Raw genomic sequence first — 18580 nt, forward strand, 5'->3', positions numbered from 1 at the left:
AGATCGGCGGACCGGAAGATACCGCTGGCAAAAGTTTCTGGCGCTTTCTGAAGATTTTTTCGCCCACCCCCGTTTTTCTCATACGCATGTTTATAGAGGGGCATGTTAACGCGCGCAAAAATGCCCCCCAAACCGCTCTCCAACAATCCCCGCGCCGGCTGCGGGAGGTTTTCGGGAGGCGCATCAGACAGCAAATAGAGTGTGTTAACGAACGGCAAGGAAGAGGTTCACGCGGATTCAGCGGATATCAAGGATTCTACATATAGCATGCAGCTACACTCCTTGAAGCAAAAACCAGGGGGAAAGGGCAAAATTAGATGAAGGGAAAGAAGAAAAAAGTTGGTGCGGGGTTGCAATGGAAAAAAGTCAACAAAAGACTTGACGGAATCAGGGGGGTTGAAATAATTCAACAATCAAGAATAATACAACTGACCAAGGGGGTTCAGTGAACAACTATTTCATGGAGACCCATCACCACGAGTGGATCCTGACCAACAAGCTGGGGTCCTACGCTTTGGGTACCGGAAACCTGATAAACCAGCGCAAATACCACGGGCTGCTAATCGCCAGCGACAGGAATTTTTCGCGATTCCACCTGGTCGCGGGGATGGAGGAAAGGGTGGAGTGGCGCGGCCAGATCCTGCATCTGGACAGCAACAACTACAGCAACTGCATCTATCCCGAGGGATTTTTGTATCTGGTGAAACCCTGGCTACGGCCCTTCCCCACCTTTCTCTATTCCGCCCTGCCGCATCAGAACGCCATCCTGATCCGCAAAGAGATCAAGATGGATGCCGACACCAACGCCGTTATCGTGAAATACACGAACCTGGGGCATCACAAGCTGCATTTCACCCTGCATCCCAAATTCACCATGGTGCCACACCACGAGCTGAACCACCCGGGCAGCCTGGACCACGAGCGGTTCGACACGGAATTTGAAAACAGCGGGGACGGCTGTTCCTTCAGTGCCACCCGCGCCGCCAACGGCCTGCGGGTCTGGGGGATGATGAAAGGGGCGGAGCTAACGCCAAACCGGTTTACCTATAACAACGTTTTCTACCCCTGGGAAGTGATGAGCGGGTATGCCGGAATCGGCGACCAGATCAGCCTCTTTGAGCTGAACTTCGCCCTGGACATCGGCGAAAGCAAAATCCTGCTCTTCGCTGACCAGCCCATCCAGGCGCCGGACAAGACAATCGCCAGGATCGAAAAGCGCTACGCCAATTTGCCCAAGCCCAAAGACTTCCCGCGGGAACCGGACAGCGACGACACCCTGATCGAAAGCCTGGACCTGAACGACAACTTCCTCTACAGCTATGAAGAATACCTGCGGCTGCTGGAATTCGCGCTCAGGGATTTCGTCTCCAACAACGACATCGTGGCAGGCTATCCATTTTACGGCGCCTGGGGACGCGACACCATGATCGTGCTCAACGCCCTGATGCACACCCCTGGCAACCTGAAGCTGGCGGAAAAGGTGCTGATGCGCTACAGACGCGAAATGAAGGACGGCCTGATACCGAACATGAGAGCCGAATCAGGAAGGGAAGCGAATTACGACACCGTGGACGCCACCCTGTGGTTCGTCATCCTGATGTGGAAACTGGGCCGCTACAAACAGGACAAGGCCTTCTGGCGCGGAAGCATCAAGCTCATCGAGGAAGTTCTGACAGGCATCCTCAACAACAGCCAATATCCCTTCTTTGTGCGCCCAGACGGCCTGATCGAACTGAAAGAGGAATTCGCCCACGCCACCTGGATGGACGTTCGGATCGACGGAAAGCCCGTGACGCCGAGGAACGGAGCCCCCGTCGAGATCAACGCCCTCTGGTACAACGCCGTCTGCTGTTACCAGGCCATGTGCGACGAATACCGCCGCCTGGCCAAGGTCCGCTACCTGCCGATCGAGCAAATCACCGACATGAAGGACCTGATCCGCGCCTCCTTCCAGAAATTCTGGTCCCAGGGCTATCTGGCGGACCGCCTGCTGGGTGACAATCCCGTGGACGAGATGAGGCCGAACGCCGTGATCGCGCTTTCCCTGCCCTGGGAAATCATTGACCGCGACAAGATGCAGCAGGTTTGGGACCGCGCCCGCGAAGAGCTTTACACGCCCTACGGCCTGCGGAGCCTGAGTCCGAACAACTTCCGCTTCCGCAAAAAATACTACGGCACCCAGCGCGAACGCGACCTCTCCTACCACAACGGCAGCGTTTGGGCCTGGTTGCTGGGGCCTTTCTGCGGGCTGTTCCTGAAGCTAAACCGCGACAAGCTGCCCCCTGAGGAACTGGCGGAAAAACTCAGCGAACTGGTCTCCACCTTCCGGCGCAGCTTCATGCGCGGACACATCGCCTCCCTGGCCGAGGTTTGGGACGGCGACCATCCCCATTTCCCCAAAGGCGCCCCGGCCCAGGCGATCAGCGTGGCCGCGCTCTACAACATCGAGACCTTTATCAACAGCATCACCAACGCCCAGGCGGACAGGGCTTCAAAGAAACTCCCCAGAAAACCGGCCAAGAGGAAAACGCGATGAAAATACTGATGTTCACCTGGGAATTCCCGCCCCTGATCTCCGGAGGCCTGGGCATGGCCTGTTACGGCATGGTGCGCTCGCTGCTGGCTTTGGGCATCAAAATCGACCTGGTGCTGCCCACCAAGGAAATGGTCTATTTCCCGCTGCGGAAGGTAGAAGACGCGAACACCCTTCCGGCCGTGTTCGTGGACCCCGTCCTGCAAAAGGAATACCTGCGGCACAGCTTTGAAACGCTGCAGGAACGGCTGGAATACATCGGCATCAGCGGCCGCCCGGAATCCTATTACCGCCTTGACGAGCTGGCCAAATTCGACCCCACCGTGAGCCTGGAGCGCTGGCAAACGCAATTCCAGAGCGTGCGGGAACGCGAAATCTTCTCCGACCTTGCCACCAACCTGACCGGCGACGAAGACCTGATCAGAAAGGTGCAGGAATTCACCATGAGGGCGGAGAAATTCGCACGCAGCCTGGACTACAACCTCATCCACGCCCACGACTGGCTCACCTACCCCTCCGGAATACTGGCCAAAAAAATCTCCAAAAAACCGCTGGTGGTGCACATCCACGCCACGGAATTCGACCGCGCCGGAGGACCCGGCGACGAGCGCGTCCACAAGATCGAACACGCGGGGATGATGTATGCGGACAAGGTGATAGCCGTTTCGCAATACACAGCGCAGATGATCATGTCGCGCTACCGCATCGACACAGCCAAGATCCGCATCGTGCACAACGCCTTTACGCTTTCCGAGGAATCGGTGACCTCCAAGAAGCGCATCTTCAAAGGCCCCACGGTGCTCTTCCTGGGCCGGATAACCCTGCAGAAAGGGCCGGATTACTTCCTGGAAGTGGCCGCGCGGGTTCTGAAAGTCCATCCCGAGGCACGTTTCATCATGGCCGGAAGCGGAGACATGGGACGCAAACTGCTGCGCGATTCCGCCTCCCGTAAACTGCAGAACAGGTTCCTTTTCACCGGCTTCCTGAACCGCGCCCAGGTCGAGGACATCCTCCGGGCTTCCGACATCTATATGATGCCCTCGATTTCCGAACCCTTCGGGATTTCGCCTCTGGAGGCAATGGCCTTCGGCCTCACCTCCATCATCTCCAAGCAAAGCGGCGTGGCGGAAGTGGTGAACCACGCCTTCAAGATAGACTACTGGGACGTGGAACTGATGGCGAACACGGTGAACCATCTTATCGAGAATCCCGATAAATGCAGTAAAATGGGGATGGACGGCATGCGCGAGGTCAACCAGATCCACTGGAAGGAAGCGGCGGAAAAGATCCGCCTGGTCTATTCCTCCACCCTCGCTGAATACATCAAAAGCAATTCCTGACAGGTGTGACAATATGCTAAACGTGGTTTTTTACTTTCAAGTGCACCAGCCCTACCGGCTCAAACATCTGAACGTGCTGGACATCGGCAAGAACACGGATTATTTCGACGACCGCCTGAACGCCCAGGTGATGCGCAAAGTGGCGGAAAAATGCTACCTGCCCACCAACAAACTCCTGCTGGAACTGATCCAAAAGCTGGAGGGACGCTTCAAGGTGGCCTATTCCATCACGGGAACGGCGATTGAGCAATTCAAGGCCTGGAGCCCGGAGACGCTGGATTCGTTCAAAGCCCTGGTTGATACCGGCTGCGTGGAGCTTCTGGGCGAAACCTACTACCATTCCCTGGCTTTCCTCTATGACACCAACGAGTTTCTGGACCAGATCGCCCTGCACAGGGAGCTGATGCAGCGGGAGTTCGGTTATTACTGCGAAACCTTCCGCAATACGGAGCTTATCTATCAGGACAGCCTTTCCGACCTGATTTATGAAATCGAGGGTTTCAAGACCATCATCACTGAAGGCGCAGACCGCATCCTGGAATGGCGAACCCCGCTCTACGCCTATAAAAACTATTCCAAAAACATCAACCTGCTGCTGAAATACTACCAGCTTTCAGATGACATCGCCTTCCGCTTCTCGAACCGTGACTGGCCCGAATATCCGCTTACGGTGGATAAATTCGTGAACTGGATCGACCACCTCACCCTGGCTGAAACCGAGGGGCGCAACCAATTCCTGAACCTCTTCATGGACTATGAGACCTTCGGCGAGCACCAGTGGGCCGATTCCGGAATCTTCGACTTCATGCAACAATTCCCCGGCGAAGTGCTCAAGCGCCAGCATCTGGGCTTTGCCACCCCCAAAGAAACCTTCGGGCTGGCAAACTACCAGCAGGAAGCCCTTTCCTTCCCCACCCCTGTTTCCTGGGCCGACGCTGAACGCGACCTTTCCGCCTGGCTTTCAAACGACATGCAGCGCAACGCCATTGAAACCCTCTACAGGCTACTGTCACTGGTGAAGAGAAAAGGCGACCAGCGGTTGCTCGAAACAGTCCGCAAACTGAGCACCTCCGACCATTTCTATTATATTTGCACCAAATACTTCACGGATGGCGACGTGCACAAGTATTTCTCACCCTACGACTCTCCCGACCAGGCTTACATCTATTACATGAATGCCATGGCCGACCTCGAGGAAAGGCTGATCTGAGGACCTTGGCATGAAAGGCAAAGTGATGATCCTCGAGGACGACCTGCTGCTGGCAGGCCGGATCGCCAAACTGCTGAAAGTGCATGAATACTCCGTGCTTCATTCCAAAAACTCGGATTCCTTTTTCGAAGAGTTGAGGGGCTACAGACCGGATGTGATCCTGCTGGACGTATTTCTGGTGGGCAGCCGGCTGAACGGCATCCAGGTGCTGAAATACCTGAAGGAGAACCTGGATTTCAACTACAAGGTCATCGTGATTTCAGGGGAAGTGACCAACGAACTGGTGCGCGAAATCCGTTCCATCGGCGCTTACCACTTCATTGAAAAAGGCGCCAATTTCAGCATCAACCAACTCTTGCTGCACATCGAAAATGCGGTGACCCTCAAGCGCCAGGAAGAATATAACCTGGACCTGCAAATCGAGTATCTGAACCTGAAAAAGCAGTTCACGCGCACCTTTCCCTTCATCGGCGAAAGCGAGGGCATCAACAACGTTCGCAGCCAGTTGATGAAATTCGCCGAGGTGGACGAAGACATTCTCATCCTTGGCGAAAACGGCACAGGCAAGGAAGTCGCTGCCAACTACTACTATGTGAATTCCAAACGCTTCGGCATGCCCTTCCATACGATTTTATGCAGTTCCCTGAACGAAGCCCTGATTGAAAGGGAACTTTTCGGCCGGGAACGGGGCACGGAAAGCGTGCATGACCGGGGCACGGTGGGCTTGTTTGAACGGTGCTCGGAAGGTATCCTCTTCCTAGACGAGGTGACCAACCTGAGCCTCCAGTCACAAGCCAAAATCCTGCGCGCCGTGGAGAACAAGGAAATCCAAGTGGTGGGCGGAGCGATAAAACAGGTGAACACACGCCTGATTTACACATCCAATGCCGAATTAAAGACTCTGGCTGATTCCACCCGCATCCGCCGCGATTTCTTCTACCGCATCGAAGGCAACGTCATCCGCATCCCGCCGCTAAGAGAACGGGGCGACGATATCCTCCTGCTGATGAGCTATTTCATCTCCAGCTATGCCAACAGCTACCGCATTTCCGAGCAACTGGACCTGCAGGCGCTGAAAGACGAGCTACTGGCCTACAAATGGCCGGGGAACGTGCGCGAACTCAAGAACTTCTGCCGCTATATCAGCATCAATGAGCGCGAAATCAACAACAAAACCATCCTAAAGCACCTGCACAACAAGATCCTGCATAGCCATGAAGACAGCGCCGTGGGCATGGACCGCTATTTCAAGATCAAAAACATCAAGGACAGCAGCGCGGCATTCGAGCGCGATTACATCCTGCATTTCCTGAAGGAAAACGATTGGATGGTGAGTAAAACCGCCCAGATGATCGGACTCGAGCGCACCACACTCTACAAAAAGATTAAACAACTGGGCCTGGCCAGTATGCTGGAAAACCACTGATGATGAAAAACAACCTTGGCCTAAAAATCGTGGCGCTGGTGATGGCTGTATTCTTCTGGCTGCAAATCACGTTGCTTTCGCAGCACGAGAGCAAAACCAGCCTTCCGCTGAAACTGGTGAACGCCACCGGGGAAGATTCGCTGCGCCAGCCGCCCCGCAGGATAGCCACCTCTGTCTATGGACGGGGACTCGACATCCTGCGCCTCAGATATTCGCAGGCCCACATCCAGATGAATGCGGCGGATTTTTGGGCTGGAAACGCGGCGGACTATCTGGCCCTGGATGTCCCCGAAAAGCTGAATGTGAAGGTGCTGGGAGTGATGCCTCCCACCCTGGCGGAGCATCTCAGCGAAGCAGGCCAGGCGCGGGCTGAAAACGCGCATTCAGCAGCCAAAAATGGGAAGAAAGCCCCCTCTGCCGCGGGAACGGAACCATCCCAATCCGATTCTGAAGAAGGACAGCTTCAAACCAAAATCCTTACAGACCTCGTGATAACTCCGCCGCAGGGAGTTAAAATATTCCCACCCCAGGCCACCCTGAAAGTGAGGGGCAATGCCTCCCTTCTGGCCGGCCTTCCAAGCGGTGTGCGTGTTTTTGCTGCCAGCCAACCCGACGCTGGGGGCCAATACAAGCTGAGATACGAGGTTCCGGAAGGCATCACCGTGCTGGACATCACCCCCAAACAGGTGCGTGCCTCGCGATGAACCCAATTCTGGCCTTCGAATCTTCCTGCGACGACACCTCAGTGGCGATCGTGGACGATGGCTATGAAGTTATCTGCAACCTTGTCTCCACCCAAGCCGACCATGCCGATTTCGGCGGCGTATTGCCGGAACTCGCTTCCCGCCTCCATCTGCAAAACATACTCCACCTCACGGAAGCGGCCCTGCGCAAAAGCGGGATGAAGAAAGAGGACATTTCAGCTTTGGCGGTTTCTATCAACCCCGGTTTGATCGGTTCTCTGCTCGTGGGCTTGTCTTTCGCCAAAAGCCTTGCCTGGAGCTGGCAGAAACCGCTGATCACGGTCAATCACATGCTTTCGCACATCTTTGCCAATTTCATCGAGCATCCGTGGCTCCAGCCTCCCTTCCTGGCCCTGGTGGTTTCCGGCGGACATACCGAATTGGTGCACTTCAGCACCCTGACTGATTTCAAGGTGGTGGGCAAAACCCTGGATGACGCTGCCGGAGAGACTTTCGACAAGACCGCCAAGCTGCTGGGACTGGGCTTCCCCGGCGGACCGGAACTCGACAAGGCCGCCCAGGGCGGAGACCCGGCCTTCCACCATTTTCCCCGTGCCCTGAAAAACAGGGACGACCTGAATTTCAGCTACAGCGGATTGAAAACAGCAGTGCTTGAGTATCTGGCCCGGAAAGACCGGGACTTCATAGACGCGCACCTGCATGACCTGGCAGCCTCCATCCAGCAAGCCATAATTGACCCGCTCATCGGCAAAACCCTCAAATACGCCAGGCTGCAAGGCTTGGAAACAATCCTCCTCGCCGGAGGGGTTGCCGCCAACTCGGCCCTGCGGAAACAGATCAGAGAAGCCGCTGAGGACCAGGGTGCGTATGTTTACATCCCCGCTCAACAATTCTGCGTGGACAACGCCGCCATGGTTGGCGCGGCTGCCCTTCCCAAGCTGAAAGAGGGGAAGTTTTCCTCCCTCGACGTCAACGCTTTTTCCGCCAAAGGCACCAAGACCCTCTGAAGGTGAAGATGATGGCGCACAGGACCCCAAGATTGGCATTGACAAATATGGCATCCGCAGGATTTGGCTCGTGCCCAGCGTTATAAAGGACCATCAAAAAAACAATGCACAAGATCCTGATCCGTATATTCAGCCTGCTCTTCGGTGATTTTAACGGAGTGCAGATATTCATCTATCCAATGACCCTGTTCTATTGGATAGATACGGAAAGCTTCTTGTGGGCTTCCACCGGTCTTTTATCCTCGCAGAGATACTTTTTCCCCCTGGTTGTTTTCCTGCTGGCATTCATATTTATGGCCTTTCTGGTGATGAAGAACCACTGCGCGCTCTACAGCGATGTCTGGCCGCATCCTCCAGCGGAGAAAAGGTCTTTCAACCTCACGGTGATCGGTTTGCACAAGCTGCTGCTGATCATTCTTTTTGCCGTTGGGATGATCTATCTGGTGTCAGCATTTCTGAATTATTTCTATGGGATTGCGCTCCCCCTTAGGGTTATTTACCTGATGCTGGCCAGGATCGTCTGCGTGCTTATGATCCTCGGCTACGCCATCCGCAATAGCTGGACACGCCCCCGCCGCGAAAAGGGGCTGGATATCACGAGGGCATCAGCTCTGGTCCGCAAGGATTTTCGAGAGCGCCGGGGCCGCTATCTGCTTCACGCAGTGGTTTATGCGCTGCTGGCCTTTATCTTTTCGGCATTTTACAACCTTATCGTGTTGAATGTGTTCTATCTGATTTTCAGCATCGTCGGTGTTTCGCCCAACCTCTATCTCGCTGTCACCAGCGGTTTCCCGGCATTGTTCTATGACATTATGGTGATTTGTGTGGCGCTGATGCTTTCCAACCTGCTTTTTTCCCCGCTGGTGAAGCTGGGGGTGGACCTGTCCGAAAGGCTGCATCCCCTCCGCAATCAGCCAATGGAGGAGGCCCCTGGTGGCGAAGCGGACTAAGAAACGTGTTACGCCCAAAACCAAGGCCAGGGATAGGTCGCTTTGGCTCTATCTGCTGATTCTTCTGCTCTGCGCGGGGATAGTATGGATGATAACCTTGCCGGATGACGCGATCGAAGAACCGGTGAAGGAACCTGTCGCTCGAGTCGCGGAATTCGACCTTAACAAGGTTATTGCGTCCCTGGAAACCAAGTTTTCTCTGCCCGAGGGTGGGATAAGCCGCAAGAAATCCCGTGGGGTGGAGCAACTCACCCTTCCCGTGGACCGCGGGAAAATGGACCTCAGCTATGCTAATTTCATCGTGAAAGGCGTGTTTGAAACACATGGGGCAAATCTCAGCTCCGGACGCGTTGAAGGAGGCAAACAAGTCCTCAGCTTTTCCAGGGGTGAGGATGAAATTTTGGTCAATCTGGTTTACGCCGCTCCCGCTGCCAGAAAAGCATCCTCCCAGAAATACATCGCCATAGTGGTGGATGACTTTGGCTCGGTGTCGGGCGAAATGCTTCAGCAATGGCTGGAATTGCCCACTGAGGTGTGTTTTGCCATCATTTCCCGCCTCAAGCACAGCGAGGAAACCATGAACCTCGCCAACGCCCAGGGGCGTGAAACGCTGGTCCACGTGCCCATGGAGCCAATTGACTATCCGCGCCAGAATCCCGGCCAGGACCCCATCCTGGTGCAAATGGACCAGGCCCGGGTGGAAAAAACCCTGCTGCGCCATATCAATTCTCTCCCGCTCTGCATGGGAATAAACAACCACATGGGCAGCCTGGCGACAACGGACAGCGACATTATGGGCTGGGTGATGGGAGTCCTTAAAAAGAAAGGCAAATCCTTCCTCGACAGCCGCACCTCCACCGTCTCCATCGCCTATCAGGAAGCCCAGAAAGCACGCGTGCCGGCTTACCGCAACGACCTCTTCCTGGATTCGCCCAACATCTCCGACGCCAACCTGGAAACAAGGCTGGGCCTGGTTCAGGAACTTGGCCAGCGCAAAAACACCGTTGTAGTGATTTCGCATTGCCACAACGCTGAAAAGCTGGAATACCTGAAAAAGTTCATCAGCCGGGTCAAGACATTGGGCTTTACCCTGATCCCGCTCTCCAGGGTGGGCAAAACCGACGTGCCCGAGATTTTGTGAGGATAATGTGAGTTTCATCAGCGCGGTCCTGCTTGGCATCTTACAGGGTTTAACGGAGTTTTTGCCGGTAAGTAGTTCCGGCCATCTGGTGCTGGCCCAGCACTTCTTTGGGGTAGAGTCCAGCGGCGACACCCTGTTTGAAGTTTTCATGCATCTGGGCACTTTGCTGGCCGTTCTGGTCTTTTTCCGCCGCCGCATCCAGGTCCTGCTGGTCTCACTTTTCAGTTGGAAAAGGACATTGCGGCACGAAGCCCACCGGCGCAACCGCAATGTGATTTTATACCTTGTTTGCGCCTCTCTTGCCACCGGACTTGTCTATCTGCTTTTCGGGGACCTGTTTGAAGCGCTGTATTCCCGGCCCTTGGTGGTGGCGTTCATGCTGCTGGTCACCGGAATTGTCATCTTTGTTTCCGACCGCCTCCGTTCTGGCGACATCCCCGCTTCGAACATGGGCGTTCCGCGCGGAATCTTCATCGGTCTGATCCAGGGAATTGCCATCATTCCAGGGATTTCGCGTTCTGGCGCCACCATCGCGGGTTCCCTGCTGGCTGGCCTCAAGCGCCGTGACGCGGCGGAATTTTCCTTCCTGCTAAGCATTCCGGCCACCCTGGCTGCCAATCTTGTCAATCTCGACCTCTTCAAACAGCTTTCCTGGAAAGTGTTTGCCGCTTACTTCGGAGGTTTTGTGGCCGCTTTCGGGGTGGCTTATCTGGTGATAGGCTTCATGCTGGAACTGATCTCCAGAGCCAAGTTAAAATATTTCGCCTATTATTGCTGGGCGGTCGGCTTGCTCTGCGTCGCGCTGCTCATCTGGAAACCCTGATGCCCCTGGACGCCCTGGAATTTGACAAGGTCAGACTGAGCCTGGGAGACAACTTCCTCCTCACCGGCGGAGACGCGTTCCTGATGGACACGGTAACCGACAGGGTGCGCCTTGAACTGAAGCAAAGAGACAACGTGGACTTGGTGATTGTTTACGGGGACGAGGTTAACAGCGCCCAAATCAACGATTTGCTGGATACCTACTCCATCTTTTCCAGCACCAAGCTGATTCTCTTTCGCAACGCGGATATGATGAAAAAGGCTGAATTGGATTGCCTGGCGGATTATTTCACGAATCCCTCCCCGCAGCAGAGCCTGGTTATCACCGCCGAAAAGACAGACGCCCGCCTTTCCGGCTGGAAAAAGATCAGGCAGGCCTGCCAGATCGTCGCCTGCGATCCTCCCCGCTACAGCGGTATGTTCGCCGCCTGGCTGCACAAGTCTTTGGCACGCATAGGCAAATCCATGTCCGATTCCGCCCGCTCCGCTTTCACGGAAAGGGTGGAGCTGGATTATTCCAGCGCCAACAACGAGCTGCAAAAGCTGTCCCTGCTGGTGGGTGACCGCAAAGTAATCACGGAAGCTGATGTCATGCGGGCCATCGGTTCATCCCGGGTGGGAACCCAGATCGCCTTTGCCAAAGCCCTCGGCAATAGACAGCTCAAGGAAGCTTTGGAGCTGCTGGACCGCCTGTTGGCTTCCGACCAAAAAGCCCTGCAGATCACCAGCCAGATAAACCGGACCTTTCTTACTATCTACCACATCCTGCTGATGAAGGAGGCCCATCTCAGCCCCTCCGAAATCAGCGGAAAGCACCTTATGGATATTTTTGCCGACCAACGCAAGCACTACATGGGTTTCGCGCAGAAATACACGCTTCCCCAGTTGGAAAAAATCCTCGCCATCCTGCTCGATACTGATTCCAATCTCAAATCCACCCACGCCAGCGACGCCGTGCTGCTCACCACCTGCATCCTTAAAATCATAGATACGGTATGAAAAACTTCGGCATATTGCTGCATATCAGTTCCCTGCCTTCGGAATACGGCATCGGCGACCTTGGCCCCGGGTCCTATCAGTTTGCCGACATCCTGGTGGAGCGGGGCATTAAATACTGGCAAATCCTGCCCCTCTATCAAACCGGATACGGCAATTCGCCTTACAATCCCCTCTCCGCTTTCGCCCTCAATCCCTATCTGATCAGCCCTGACCTCCTCTATGAGGACGGCCTGATAGACCTGCCCGACCTCGAAGCCGCCAAATTACCCGTGACAGACCACATTCCCTACAACGCGATCTATCGCCTCAAGGACGTCCTTATCGCCAAAGCCGCGGATAACTATCTTACAGACAGCGAGATATCAGACTTTATTGAAAGCGATGCTTTGTATATGAAGCCCTATCTTGCCTATATCACACTGAGCAATCTCTATGGAGACGACAACTGGCAACTCTTCCGCCCTGAACATCGGCAATACACTCCGGAGCTTTACGACAGCCTGTTCCAGAGCTACGGACGCCAGATGCTGTGCGCCGCCTGCGCCCAGTTGATAGTGAAAGACCAGCTAACCCGCCTCAAGGAATACATCAACAGCCAGGGCCTTCAACTGATTGGCGACATGCCGCTTTACCTTTCCTATCAAAGCTCGGAAGTTTGGGCGAACCAGCATTTGTTCGAACTGGACGCCGCTGGTAACCGTCTTCGTGTCGCCGGGGTGCCGCCGGACGCCTTCAGCGAAACCGGCCAACTTTGGGGAAACCCTCTTTACCGCTGGGACGTGATGCGTGAGGACGGATTTCAGCTTTTCACCCACCGCATCCGCGACGCGCTTGCCCATCTGGACAAGCTCCGCCTCGACCACTTCATCGGCTATGTGAACTACTGGGCCGTTGCTACCAAGTCAGTTGGTGCCGACGGGCAGCCTGAGCTGCCGGAAACAGCCCTGGAAGGCAGTTGGGAAAAGGCGCTGCCGGAGGATTTCTTCCCTCTGCTCCAGTCGCTTTTTCCCATGGACCGCTTCATCGCGGAGGATCTGGGCATCCTCAACGGCGAGGTTTGCGCTTATCGCGACAAATATGGCCTCCCCGGCATGATCGTGCTCCAGTTTTGCTTTGAGGAAAGCGTGCCCCGGGTGCGCGATTTTCCGCCCGAACGCTTTATCTATACCGGCACTCACGACAATCCCACCATCCGCGAATGGTTTGACAGCCTGCCCGGGGATTCACCCAGTCGGGCCAACCTCTTCCAATTCATCAGTGAAAACGCTTCGCTTTTCGCCGGCCTCGGTTTGGAAAATGATTCCGACATCGAGGCTTCCATCCACAAGATAGCCTGCCTCATTGCCGAATTCTCAAGCTGCGCCAACGTCATCATCCCCGTGCAGGACATTCTGGGTCTGGATTCCTCAGCCCGCATGAATGTGCCCGGAACCGCCCTGGGCAACTGGCAGTGGCGTCTCACGGATTTTGAGGATTTGCTGAAAACCCCCTTCCCCTTTGGAAACTAACCCCGCCGGTTCTGCCAGCGCCAGCCTTTCCTCCTTTGCCCTGTCCCATCCACATCCCATTCATTTCCCGTAGAGTTCCCGCCTTCCAAACGGGAAGTCAGCGGGAGGCGAAAAGGAGGCGAATGGAAAGGGGCAAAGGGCGAAACCAAGCTGAATCTATCAAAAAACCTCCTTCAACCCCCAAATCTTCCGGCTTCCTTCCCTGCCGCATCCATTTATAGAGGGTAACAAAGCCGCTCCCGGTCAAGCCAAAAAACGGAGTATTGAAAAAAACCCCTCTCCGCGTGGGAAAGGGGGACTAACAGGCTTGGTTGTTCAGATTATTCTTCGTTGTCTAGGTCTATTCATTCGATGTCTTCATCGGTTTCTTCTTCATCGATGTCTATTTCATTTATGTCTTCTTCGTCTTCATCATCGGCCGGGGACTTGGGCGGGGCGGCTTTTTTCAGTTTTCCCACTTCCACATCCAGCTCTTCGTCGTCCAAGTCGTGCGGGATCAGGGTGATGTCGCTAACCTTGTCGTTGTCGTAGAGGTTGATGAGCCTCACGCCCTGGGTGTTGCGGCTGATGATCTTGATTTCACTGATTTTTTGGCGGATGATCTTGCCTTCCTGGGTGATAATCATCAGGTCATCCAAATCGTCCACGATCATCAGCGCTGCCAGATATCCGTTGCGCTGGCTGGTTTTGAGGGTGATAACGCCCTTGCTTCCGCGACGGGTGGTGGGGTAGGCGGAGGTTAGAGTGCGTTTGCCGTAGCCGTTTTCGCTGATGGCGAGGATGGTTTTTCCGCTGGGGCTGCCGTTTTCGATGATGTCTTCCTGGGAGATGATCCCCATTGAAATCACATAGTCCTCATCGCGGAGGCGTATTCCGCGCACGCCTTTGGTGAAGCGGGCTGTCTGGCGGATGTCCCTTTCGCTGAAGCGGTTGCAATAGCCGTTCCTGGTGGCGAGGATGATGTCGTCGTTTCCTTCGGTGATGCGGGCGTCGATAAGTTCGTCACCCGGCATCAGTCTGATGGCCAGGATCCCGGTGCTGCGGGGACGGCTGAAGTCAGCGAGGGCGGATTTCTTCACAGTGCCATTCCTGGTGCACATCACAATGTTCTGTTCCGAGCTGAATTCCTTGAGGGTGACGAAGGTCTTGATCTTTTCCTTGTCCTCAAACTTCACGAGGTTCACCACCGCCTTGCCCCGGGCTGTCCTGCCCGCTTCCGGTATCTCGTAAACCTTCAGCCAGTAGCACCTGCCGAGGTTCGTGAAAAGCAGGAGGTAGGAATGGGTGGAGGCCACGAAGATATACTGGATGTTGTCCTCGTCCTTCAGGTTGGTTCCCGTGAGGCCGCGTCCTCCGCGCCCCTGCACCCGATAGGTATCCACAGGCAGGCGTTTCACATAGCCGTCGTGGGTGATGGTCACCACCACCAGTTCGTCGGCGACCATGTCCTCGGGATTGAGCAAGCCGATATAGTTTTCCAATATGATGGAACGGCGGGCGTCGCCAAACTTGTCGCGGATTTCCTGGGTTTCCTGTTTGACGAGCTCCATGCGCAGGCTCTTGTTTTCCACGAGGTCACGCAGGCGGGCGATGACTTTGAGCAGCTCGCGATACTCTTCCTCGATCTTTTCCCGCTCCAGCCCGGTGAGACGCTGCAAACGCATTTCCAGGATCGCCTTGGCCTGGATTTCGGAGAGGCCGAATTTCGCCTGCAACTGCTCGTTGGCCTCAGGAGGGGTTTGAGATGCGCGGATGGCGGCAATCACCTCGTCGAGGTTGTCCAGGGCGATTTTGAAGCCTTCCAGGATGTGGAGGCGGTCCTCGGCGTTCTTTAGCTCGAACTTCGTGCGGCGGAGGACCACATCGTGCCTGAACTCGATGAAGTTGTTCAGCATTTCCTTCATGTTCACCACCTGGGGCACTCCGTCTATGAGGCAGAGGTTGATGACGCCGAAGGTTGACTGCAGTTGGGTGTATTTGTAAAGGTGGTTGAGGACCGTGTTGCCGTCGGCGTTCCTCTTCACCTGGATGACGAGCCTCATGCCGTCGCGTCCGGATTCGTCGCGCACATCGCTGATCCCGTCAATGCGCTTGTCCTTCACCAGTTGCACGATCCTGTCGATGAGGGCGGTTTTTGTTATCTGGTAAGGGATGGAGCGGATGATGATGGATTCCTGCTCGTTCTTGGCAGTCTCGATCTCGGCTTCGCCGCGGATGAGGATGCGTCCACGCCCGGTTTCGAAATAATCCTTGATCCCGTCTGAACCCAGGATGAATCCCCCGGTGGGAAAATCTGGGCCTTTGACGTATTTGCGCAGGTCGAGGATTTCCATTTCGGGGTCGTCGATGAGGGTGATCACGGCGTCGCAGACCTCGGCGATGTTGTGGGGCGGCATGTTCGTGGCCATTCCCACCGCGATTCCGGAGGAGCCGTTTATCAGCAGGTTGGGGATGCGGGAGGGGAAAACTTCCGGCTCTTTGCGCGTGTCGTCATAGTTGCCCTTGAAATCCACCGTATCCTTGTCCAACTCTTCCAGCATCTCCATGGTGACTTTCTGCATCCGGGCCTCGGTGTAGCGCATGGCTGCGGGGGGATCGCCGTCGATGGAGCCAAAGTTTCCCTGCCCGTCCACGAGCGGATAGCGCATGTTCCAAGGTTGGGCGAGGCGCACGAGGGTGGGATAAACCACCTGTTCGCCGTGGGGATGGTAGTTTCCGGAGGTATCACCGGCTATTTTGGCGCATTTGCGGAAATGACCGCCGGGCGAGAGGTTCAGCTCGCTCATCGCGTATATTATGCGTCTCTGGGAAGGCTTGAGTCCGTCACGGATGTCAGGCAACGCGCGGGACACGATCACACTCATGGAATAATCCAGATAGGCCTGCCGCAGATGGTCTTCAATCTGTACGTTCAGTATTTTTGTTTTATCGTCCATTCTTCACTCCAGCTTTTTTAGATATCCAGGTTCTGCACGTATTTGGCGTTGGCCTGGATGAATTCGCGGCGGGGCTCGACCTCGTCGCCCATCAGCACCGTGAACATCCTGTCGGCTTCGATGGCGTCGTCCATCTTCACCGAAATCATGATCCGGTTTTCGGGGTCCATGGTGGTTTCCCAAAGCTGGTCCGGGTTCATTTCACCCAAGCCTTTGTAGCGCTGGACCACCACCCCTTTTTCGCCCAGTTCCGCGATCGCGGCGTCGCGCTCTTCCTCTGAAAACACGTATTTCTTCTGCTTGCCCTTGCGCACCAGAAAGAGAGGCGGTTTCGCGATGTAAACGTGACCGTGCTCGATGAGGGGCTTCATATAGCGGTAGAAGAAGGTGAGCAGAAGGGTGCTGATGTGGGCTCCGTCCACGTCCGCGTCTGCCATGATGACGACGCTGCCGTAGCGTATCTTGCTCACGTCGAAATCCTGGCCGACCCCGGCGCCGATGGCCAGGATGATTGGCTGGATTTTGTCGTTGTTCAAAACCTTGTCCACTCGTGCCTTTTCGGTGTTCAGCATCTTGCCCCAGAGCGGCAGGATGGCCTGGAAAGAGCGGTCCCGGCCCTGTTTGGCACTGCCTCCCGCGGAGTCTCCCTCAACCAAGAACAGCTCGGTTTTGGCGGGGTCGGTGATGGTGCAGTCGGCCAGTTTTCCGGGAAGCGAGCCGCTTTCCAGCACGGATTTCCGCCGGGTGAGTTCCCTGGCTTTTCTGGCAGCTTCACGGGAACGGGCGGCGAGGATGCTTTTCAGGGTGATGGTTTTGGCCTCGGCGGGATGTTCCTCGAAATAGGTCATCAGCTTTTCATAGACCACAGAGTTCACGAAGCCGTCCACTTCGGAGTTTTGCAGCTTGGTCTTGGTCTGGCCTTCGAACTGGGGGTTGCTCAGCTTCACGCTGATCACCGTGGTGAGGCCTTCGCGGATGTCCTCTCCGGAGGGCGTAACCTTCTCGTTTTTTAACAGATCGGCGTTCTTGATATAGGTGTTCACGGCGCGGGTGAGGCCGCTTTTGAAGCCGCTGAGGTGCGTTCCGCCCTCGGTGGTGTTGATATTGTTCGCGTAGCTGAAGATGTTTTCCTGGTAGCCTTCGTTGTATTGCATCGCCAGTTCCAGTTCCATTCCCTTACGCTCGGCGCTGATGTAGAAAGGCTTGCTGCCGAGGGGCTTTTTGTTCCTGTTCAGGTGCTCCACGAAACTCTCGATGCCGCCTTCGAAATGGAAGTCGTGTATCCGGTCGCTGCGCTCGTCCTTCAAAATGATGCGCACCCCGCGGTTGAGGTAGGAAAGCTCGCGCAGGCGGGTAGTGAGGTAGTCGAAGCTGAATTCCACCGTCTCAAAGATGGTGGGGTCAGGCTTGAATTTTATCACGGTCCCGGTGCGGTTCGTTTCGCCCAGAACCTTCACTTCGGTGACGACCTGGCCTCTCTCGTAGCGCTGGAAATAGAGCTTTCCGCCTGTGTGGACACGCGCTTCGAGGTATTCGGAAAGCGCCACCACCACGGAAACGCCCACGCCGTGGAGGCCGCCGGAAACCTTGTAAATATTGCTGTCGAATTTGCCTCCGGCGTGCAGGACGGTCATAACCACCTGCAGGGCGGAGATTTTCTCGTCCTTGTGTTCGTCCACCGGGATTCCGCGGCCGTTGTCGTCAACCTCAACCTCGCCCTGGGAGGTGATGGTCACCTTGATCAAATCGCAGTAACCGGCCATAGCCTCGTCTATGGCGTTGTCCACAACCTCATAGACGAGATGGTGAAGGCCGCGCTCGCTGGTGCCGCCGATATACATCGAGGGGCGTTTGCGAACGGCTTCCAGACCTTTCATCACCTTGATGTTACTTGCAGTGTAATTGTTTTCAGGCATAATCTATTGTCTCCTAATATTTAGCACTGTATTCAAACTCTCTTTTGGGTTAATTGGCGCGCCAGATTAGGACGCGCTTCCATATTTG

Annotated in this window: 13 protein-coding genes; 11 read left to right on the forward strand and 2 right to left on the reverse strand. The window is 55.4% G+C overall.

Annotated elements, in window-relative coordinates:
* The first annotated feature begins 445 nt into the window (after window positions 1–445).
* From GX466_02665 to malQ, 11 genes are all read left to right on the forward strand, one after another.
* Window positions 446–2536 carry a hypothetical protein gene (locus GX466_02665; protein NLH93108.1) on the forward strand — a complete coding sequence of 697 codons (2091 nt, stop codon included), beginning with the start codon at window positions 446–448 and terminating at the stop codon, window positions 2534–2536.
* Window positions 2533–3873 (forward strand): glycosyltransferase, encoded by a 1341-nt coding sequence (locus tag GX466_02670; protein NLH93109.1) that lies wholly within the window; start codon window positions 2533–2535, stop codon window positions 3871–3873. Before GX466_02665 ends, GX466_02670 begins: the two co-directional genes overlap by 4 nt.
* Before the next feature lie 13 nt (window positions 3874–3886).
* The gene (locus GX466_02675) at window positions 3887–5083 is read left to right on the forward strand and encodes an alpha-amylase (GenBank protein NLH93110.1); all 1197 of its coding nucleotides are present in this window, start codon (window positions 3887–3889) and stop codon (window positions 5081–5083) included.
* 10 nt (window positions 5084–5093) lie between these two features.
* Complete coding sequence (locus tag GX466_02680; GenBank protein ID NLH93111.1) at window positions 5094–6509, forward strand: sigma-54-dependent Fis family transcriptional regulator; 1416 nt, start codon at window positions 5094–5096, stop codon at window positions 6507–6509.
* Window positions 6509–7213 carry a hypothetical protein gene (locus GX466_02685; GenBank protein ID NLH93112.1) on the forward strand — a complete coding sequence of 235 codons (705 nt, stop codon included), beginning with the start codon at window positions 6509–6511 and terminating at the stop codon, window positions 7211–7213. The genes GX466_02680 and GX466_02685 overlap by 1 nt, the downstream gene beginning before the upstream one ends.
* Entirely contained in the window at window positions 7210–8220 is a 1011-nt protein-coding gene (gene tsaD / locus GX466_02690; GenBank protein NLH93113.1) for a tRNA (adenosine(37)-N6)-threonylcarbamoyltransferase complex transferase subunit TsaD, read from the forward strand. Before GX466_02685 ends, tsaD begins: the two co-directional genes overlap by 4 nt.
* A gap of 104 nt (window positions 8221–8324) precedes the next feature.
* Complete coding sequence (locus tag GX466_02695; GenBank protein NLH93114.1) at window positions 8325–9170, forward strand: hypothetical protein; 846 nt, start codon at window positions 8325–8327, stop codon at window positions 9168–9170.
* Complete coding sequence (locus GX466_02700; protein NLH93115.1) at window positions 9154–10311, forward strand: divergent polysaccharide deacetylase family protein; 1158 nt, start codon at window positions 9154–9156, stop codon at window positions 10309–10311. Before GX466_02695 ends, GX466_02700 begins: the two co-directional genes overlap by 17 nt.
* A gap of 7 nt (window positions 10312–10318) precedes the next feature.
* The gene (locus GX466_02705) at window positions 10319–11134 is read left to right on the forward strand and encodes an undecaprenyl-diphosphate phosphatase (protein NLH93116.1); all 816 of its coding nucleotides are present in this window, start codon (window positions 10319–10321) and stop codon (window positions 11132–11134) included.
* Window positions 11134–12132, forward strand: a complete 999-nt coding sequence (holA, locus tag GX466_02710; GenBank protein NLH93117.1) for a DNA polymerase III subunit delta — start codon at window positions 11134–11136, stop codon at window positions 12130–12132. The genes GX466_02705 and holA overlap by 1 nt, the downstream gene beginning before the upstream one ends.
* Entirely contained in the window at window positions 12129–13640 is a 1512-nt protein-coding gene (malQ, locus tag GX466_02715; protein NLH93118.1) for a 4-alpha-glucanotransferase, read from the forward strand. Before holA ends, malQ begins: the two co-directional genes overlap by 4 nt.
* Window positions 13641–13984: 344 nt before the next feature.
* On the opposite strand, the gene gyrA is transcribed toward malQ, so the two are convergent.
* Entirely contained in the window at window positions 13985–16576 is a 2592-nt protein-coding gene (gene gyrA / locus GX466_02720; protein ID NLH93119.1) for a DNA gyrase subunit A, read from the reverse strand.
* Window positions 16577–16593: 17 nt separating this feature from the next.
* Window positions 16594–18492 (reverse strand): DNA topoisomerase (ATP-hydrolyzing) subunit B, encoded by a 1899-nt coding sequence (gene gyrB / locus GX466_02725; GenBank protein NLH93120.1) that lies wholly within the window; start codon window positions 18490–18492, stop codon window positions 16594–16596.
* Window positions 18493–18580 lie beyond the last annotated feature (88 nt).

The organism is Candidatus Cloacimonadota bacterium (genome assembly GCA_012516855.1).
In the GTDB taxonomy this organism is placed as follows: Bacteria; Cloacimonadota; Cloacimonadia; order Cloacimonadales; family Cloacimonadaceae; genus Syntrophosphaera.

What these genes read in the sequence shown, in the direction of transcription:
- gyrB (NLH93120.1), bottom strand. Translation starts at nt 18,492, where the DNA reads ATGCCTGAAAACAATTACACTGCAAGTAACATCAAGGTGATGAAAGGT.
- malQ (NLH93118.1), top strand. Translation starts at nt 12,129, where the DNA reads ATGAAAAACTTCGGCATATTGCTGCATATCAGTTCCCTGCCTTCGGAA.
- gyrA (NLH93119.1), bottom strand. Translation starts at nt 16,576, where the DNA reads ATGGACGATAAAACAAAAATACTGAACGTACAGATTGAAGACCATCTG.
- GX466_02670 (NLH93109.1), top strand. Translation starts at nt 2,533, where the DNA reads ATGAAAATACTGATGTTCACCTGGGAATTCCCGCCCCTGATCTCCGGA.
- GX466_02680 (NLH93111.1), top strand. Translation starts at nt 5,094, where the DNA reads ATGAAAGGCAAAGTGATGATCCTCGAGGACGACCTGCTGCTGGCAGGC.
- tsaD (NLH93113.1), top strand. Translation starts at nt 7,210, where the DNA reads ATGAACCCAATTCTGGCCTTCGAATCTTCCTGCGACGACACCTCAGTG.
- GX466_02685 (NLH93112.1), top strand. Translation starts at nt 6,509, where the DNA reads ATGATGAAAAACAACCTTGGCCTAAAAATCGTGGCGCTGGTGATGGCT.
- GX466_02695 (NLH93114.1), top strand. Translation starts at nt 8,325, where the DNA reads ATGCACAAGATCCTGATCCGTATATTCAGCCTGCTCTTCGGTGATTTT.
- holA (NLH93117.1), top strand. Translation starts at nt 11,134, where the DNA reads ATGCCCCTGGACGCCCTGGAATTTGACAAGGTCAGACTGAGCCTGGGA.
- GX466_02675 (NLH93110.1), top strand. Translation starts at nt 3,887, where the DNA reads ATGCTAAACGTGGTTTTTTACTTTCAAGTGCACCAGCCCTACCGGCTC.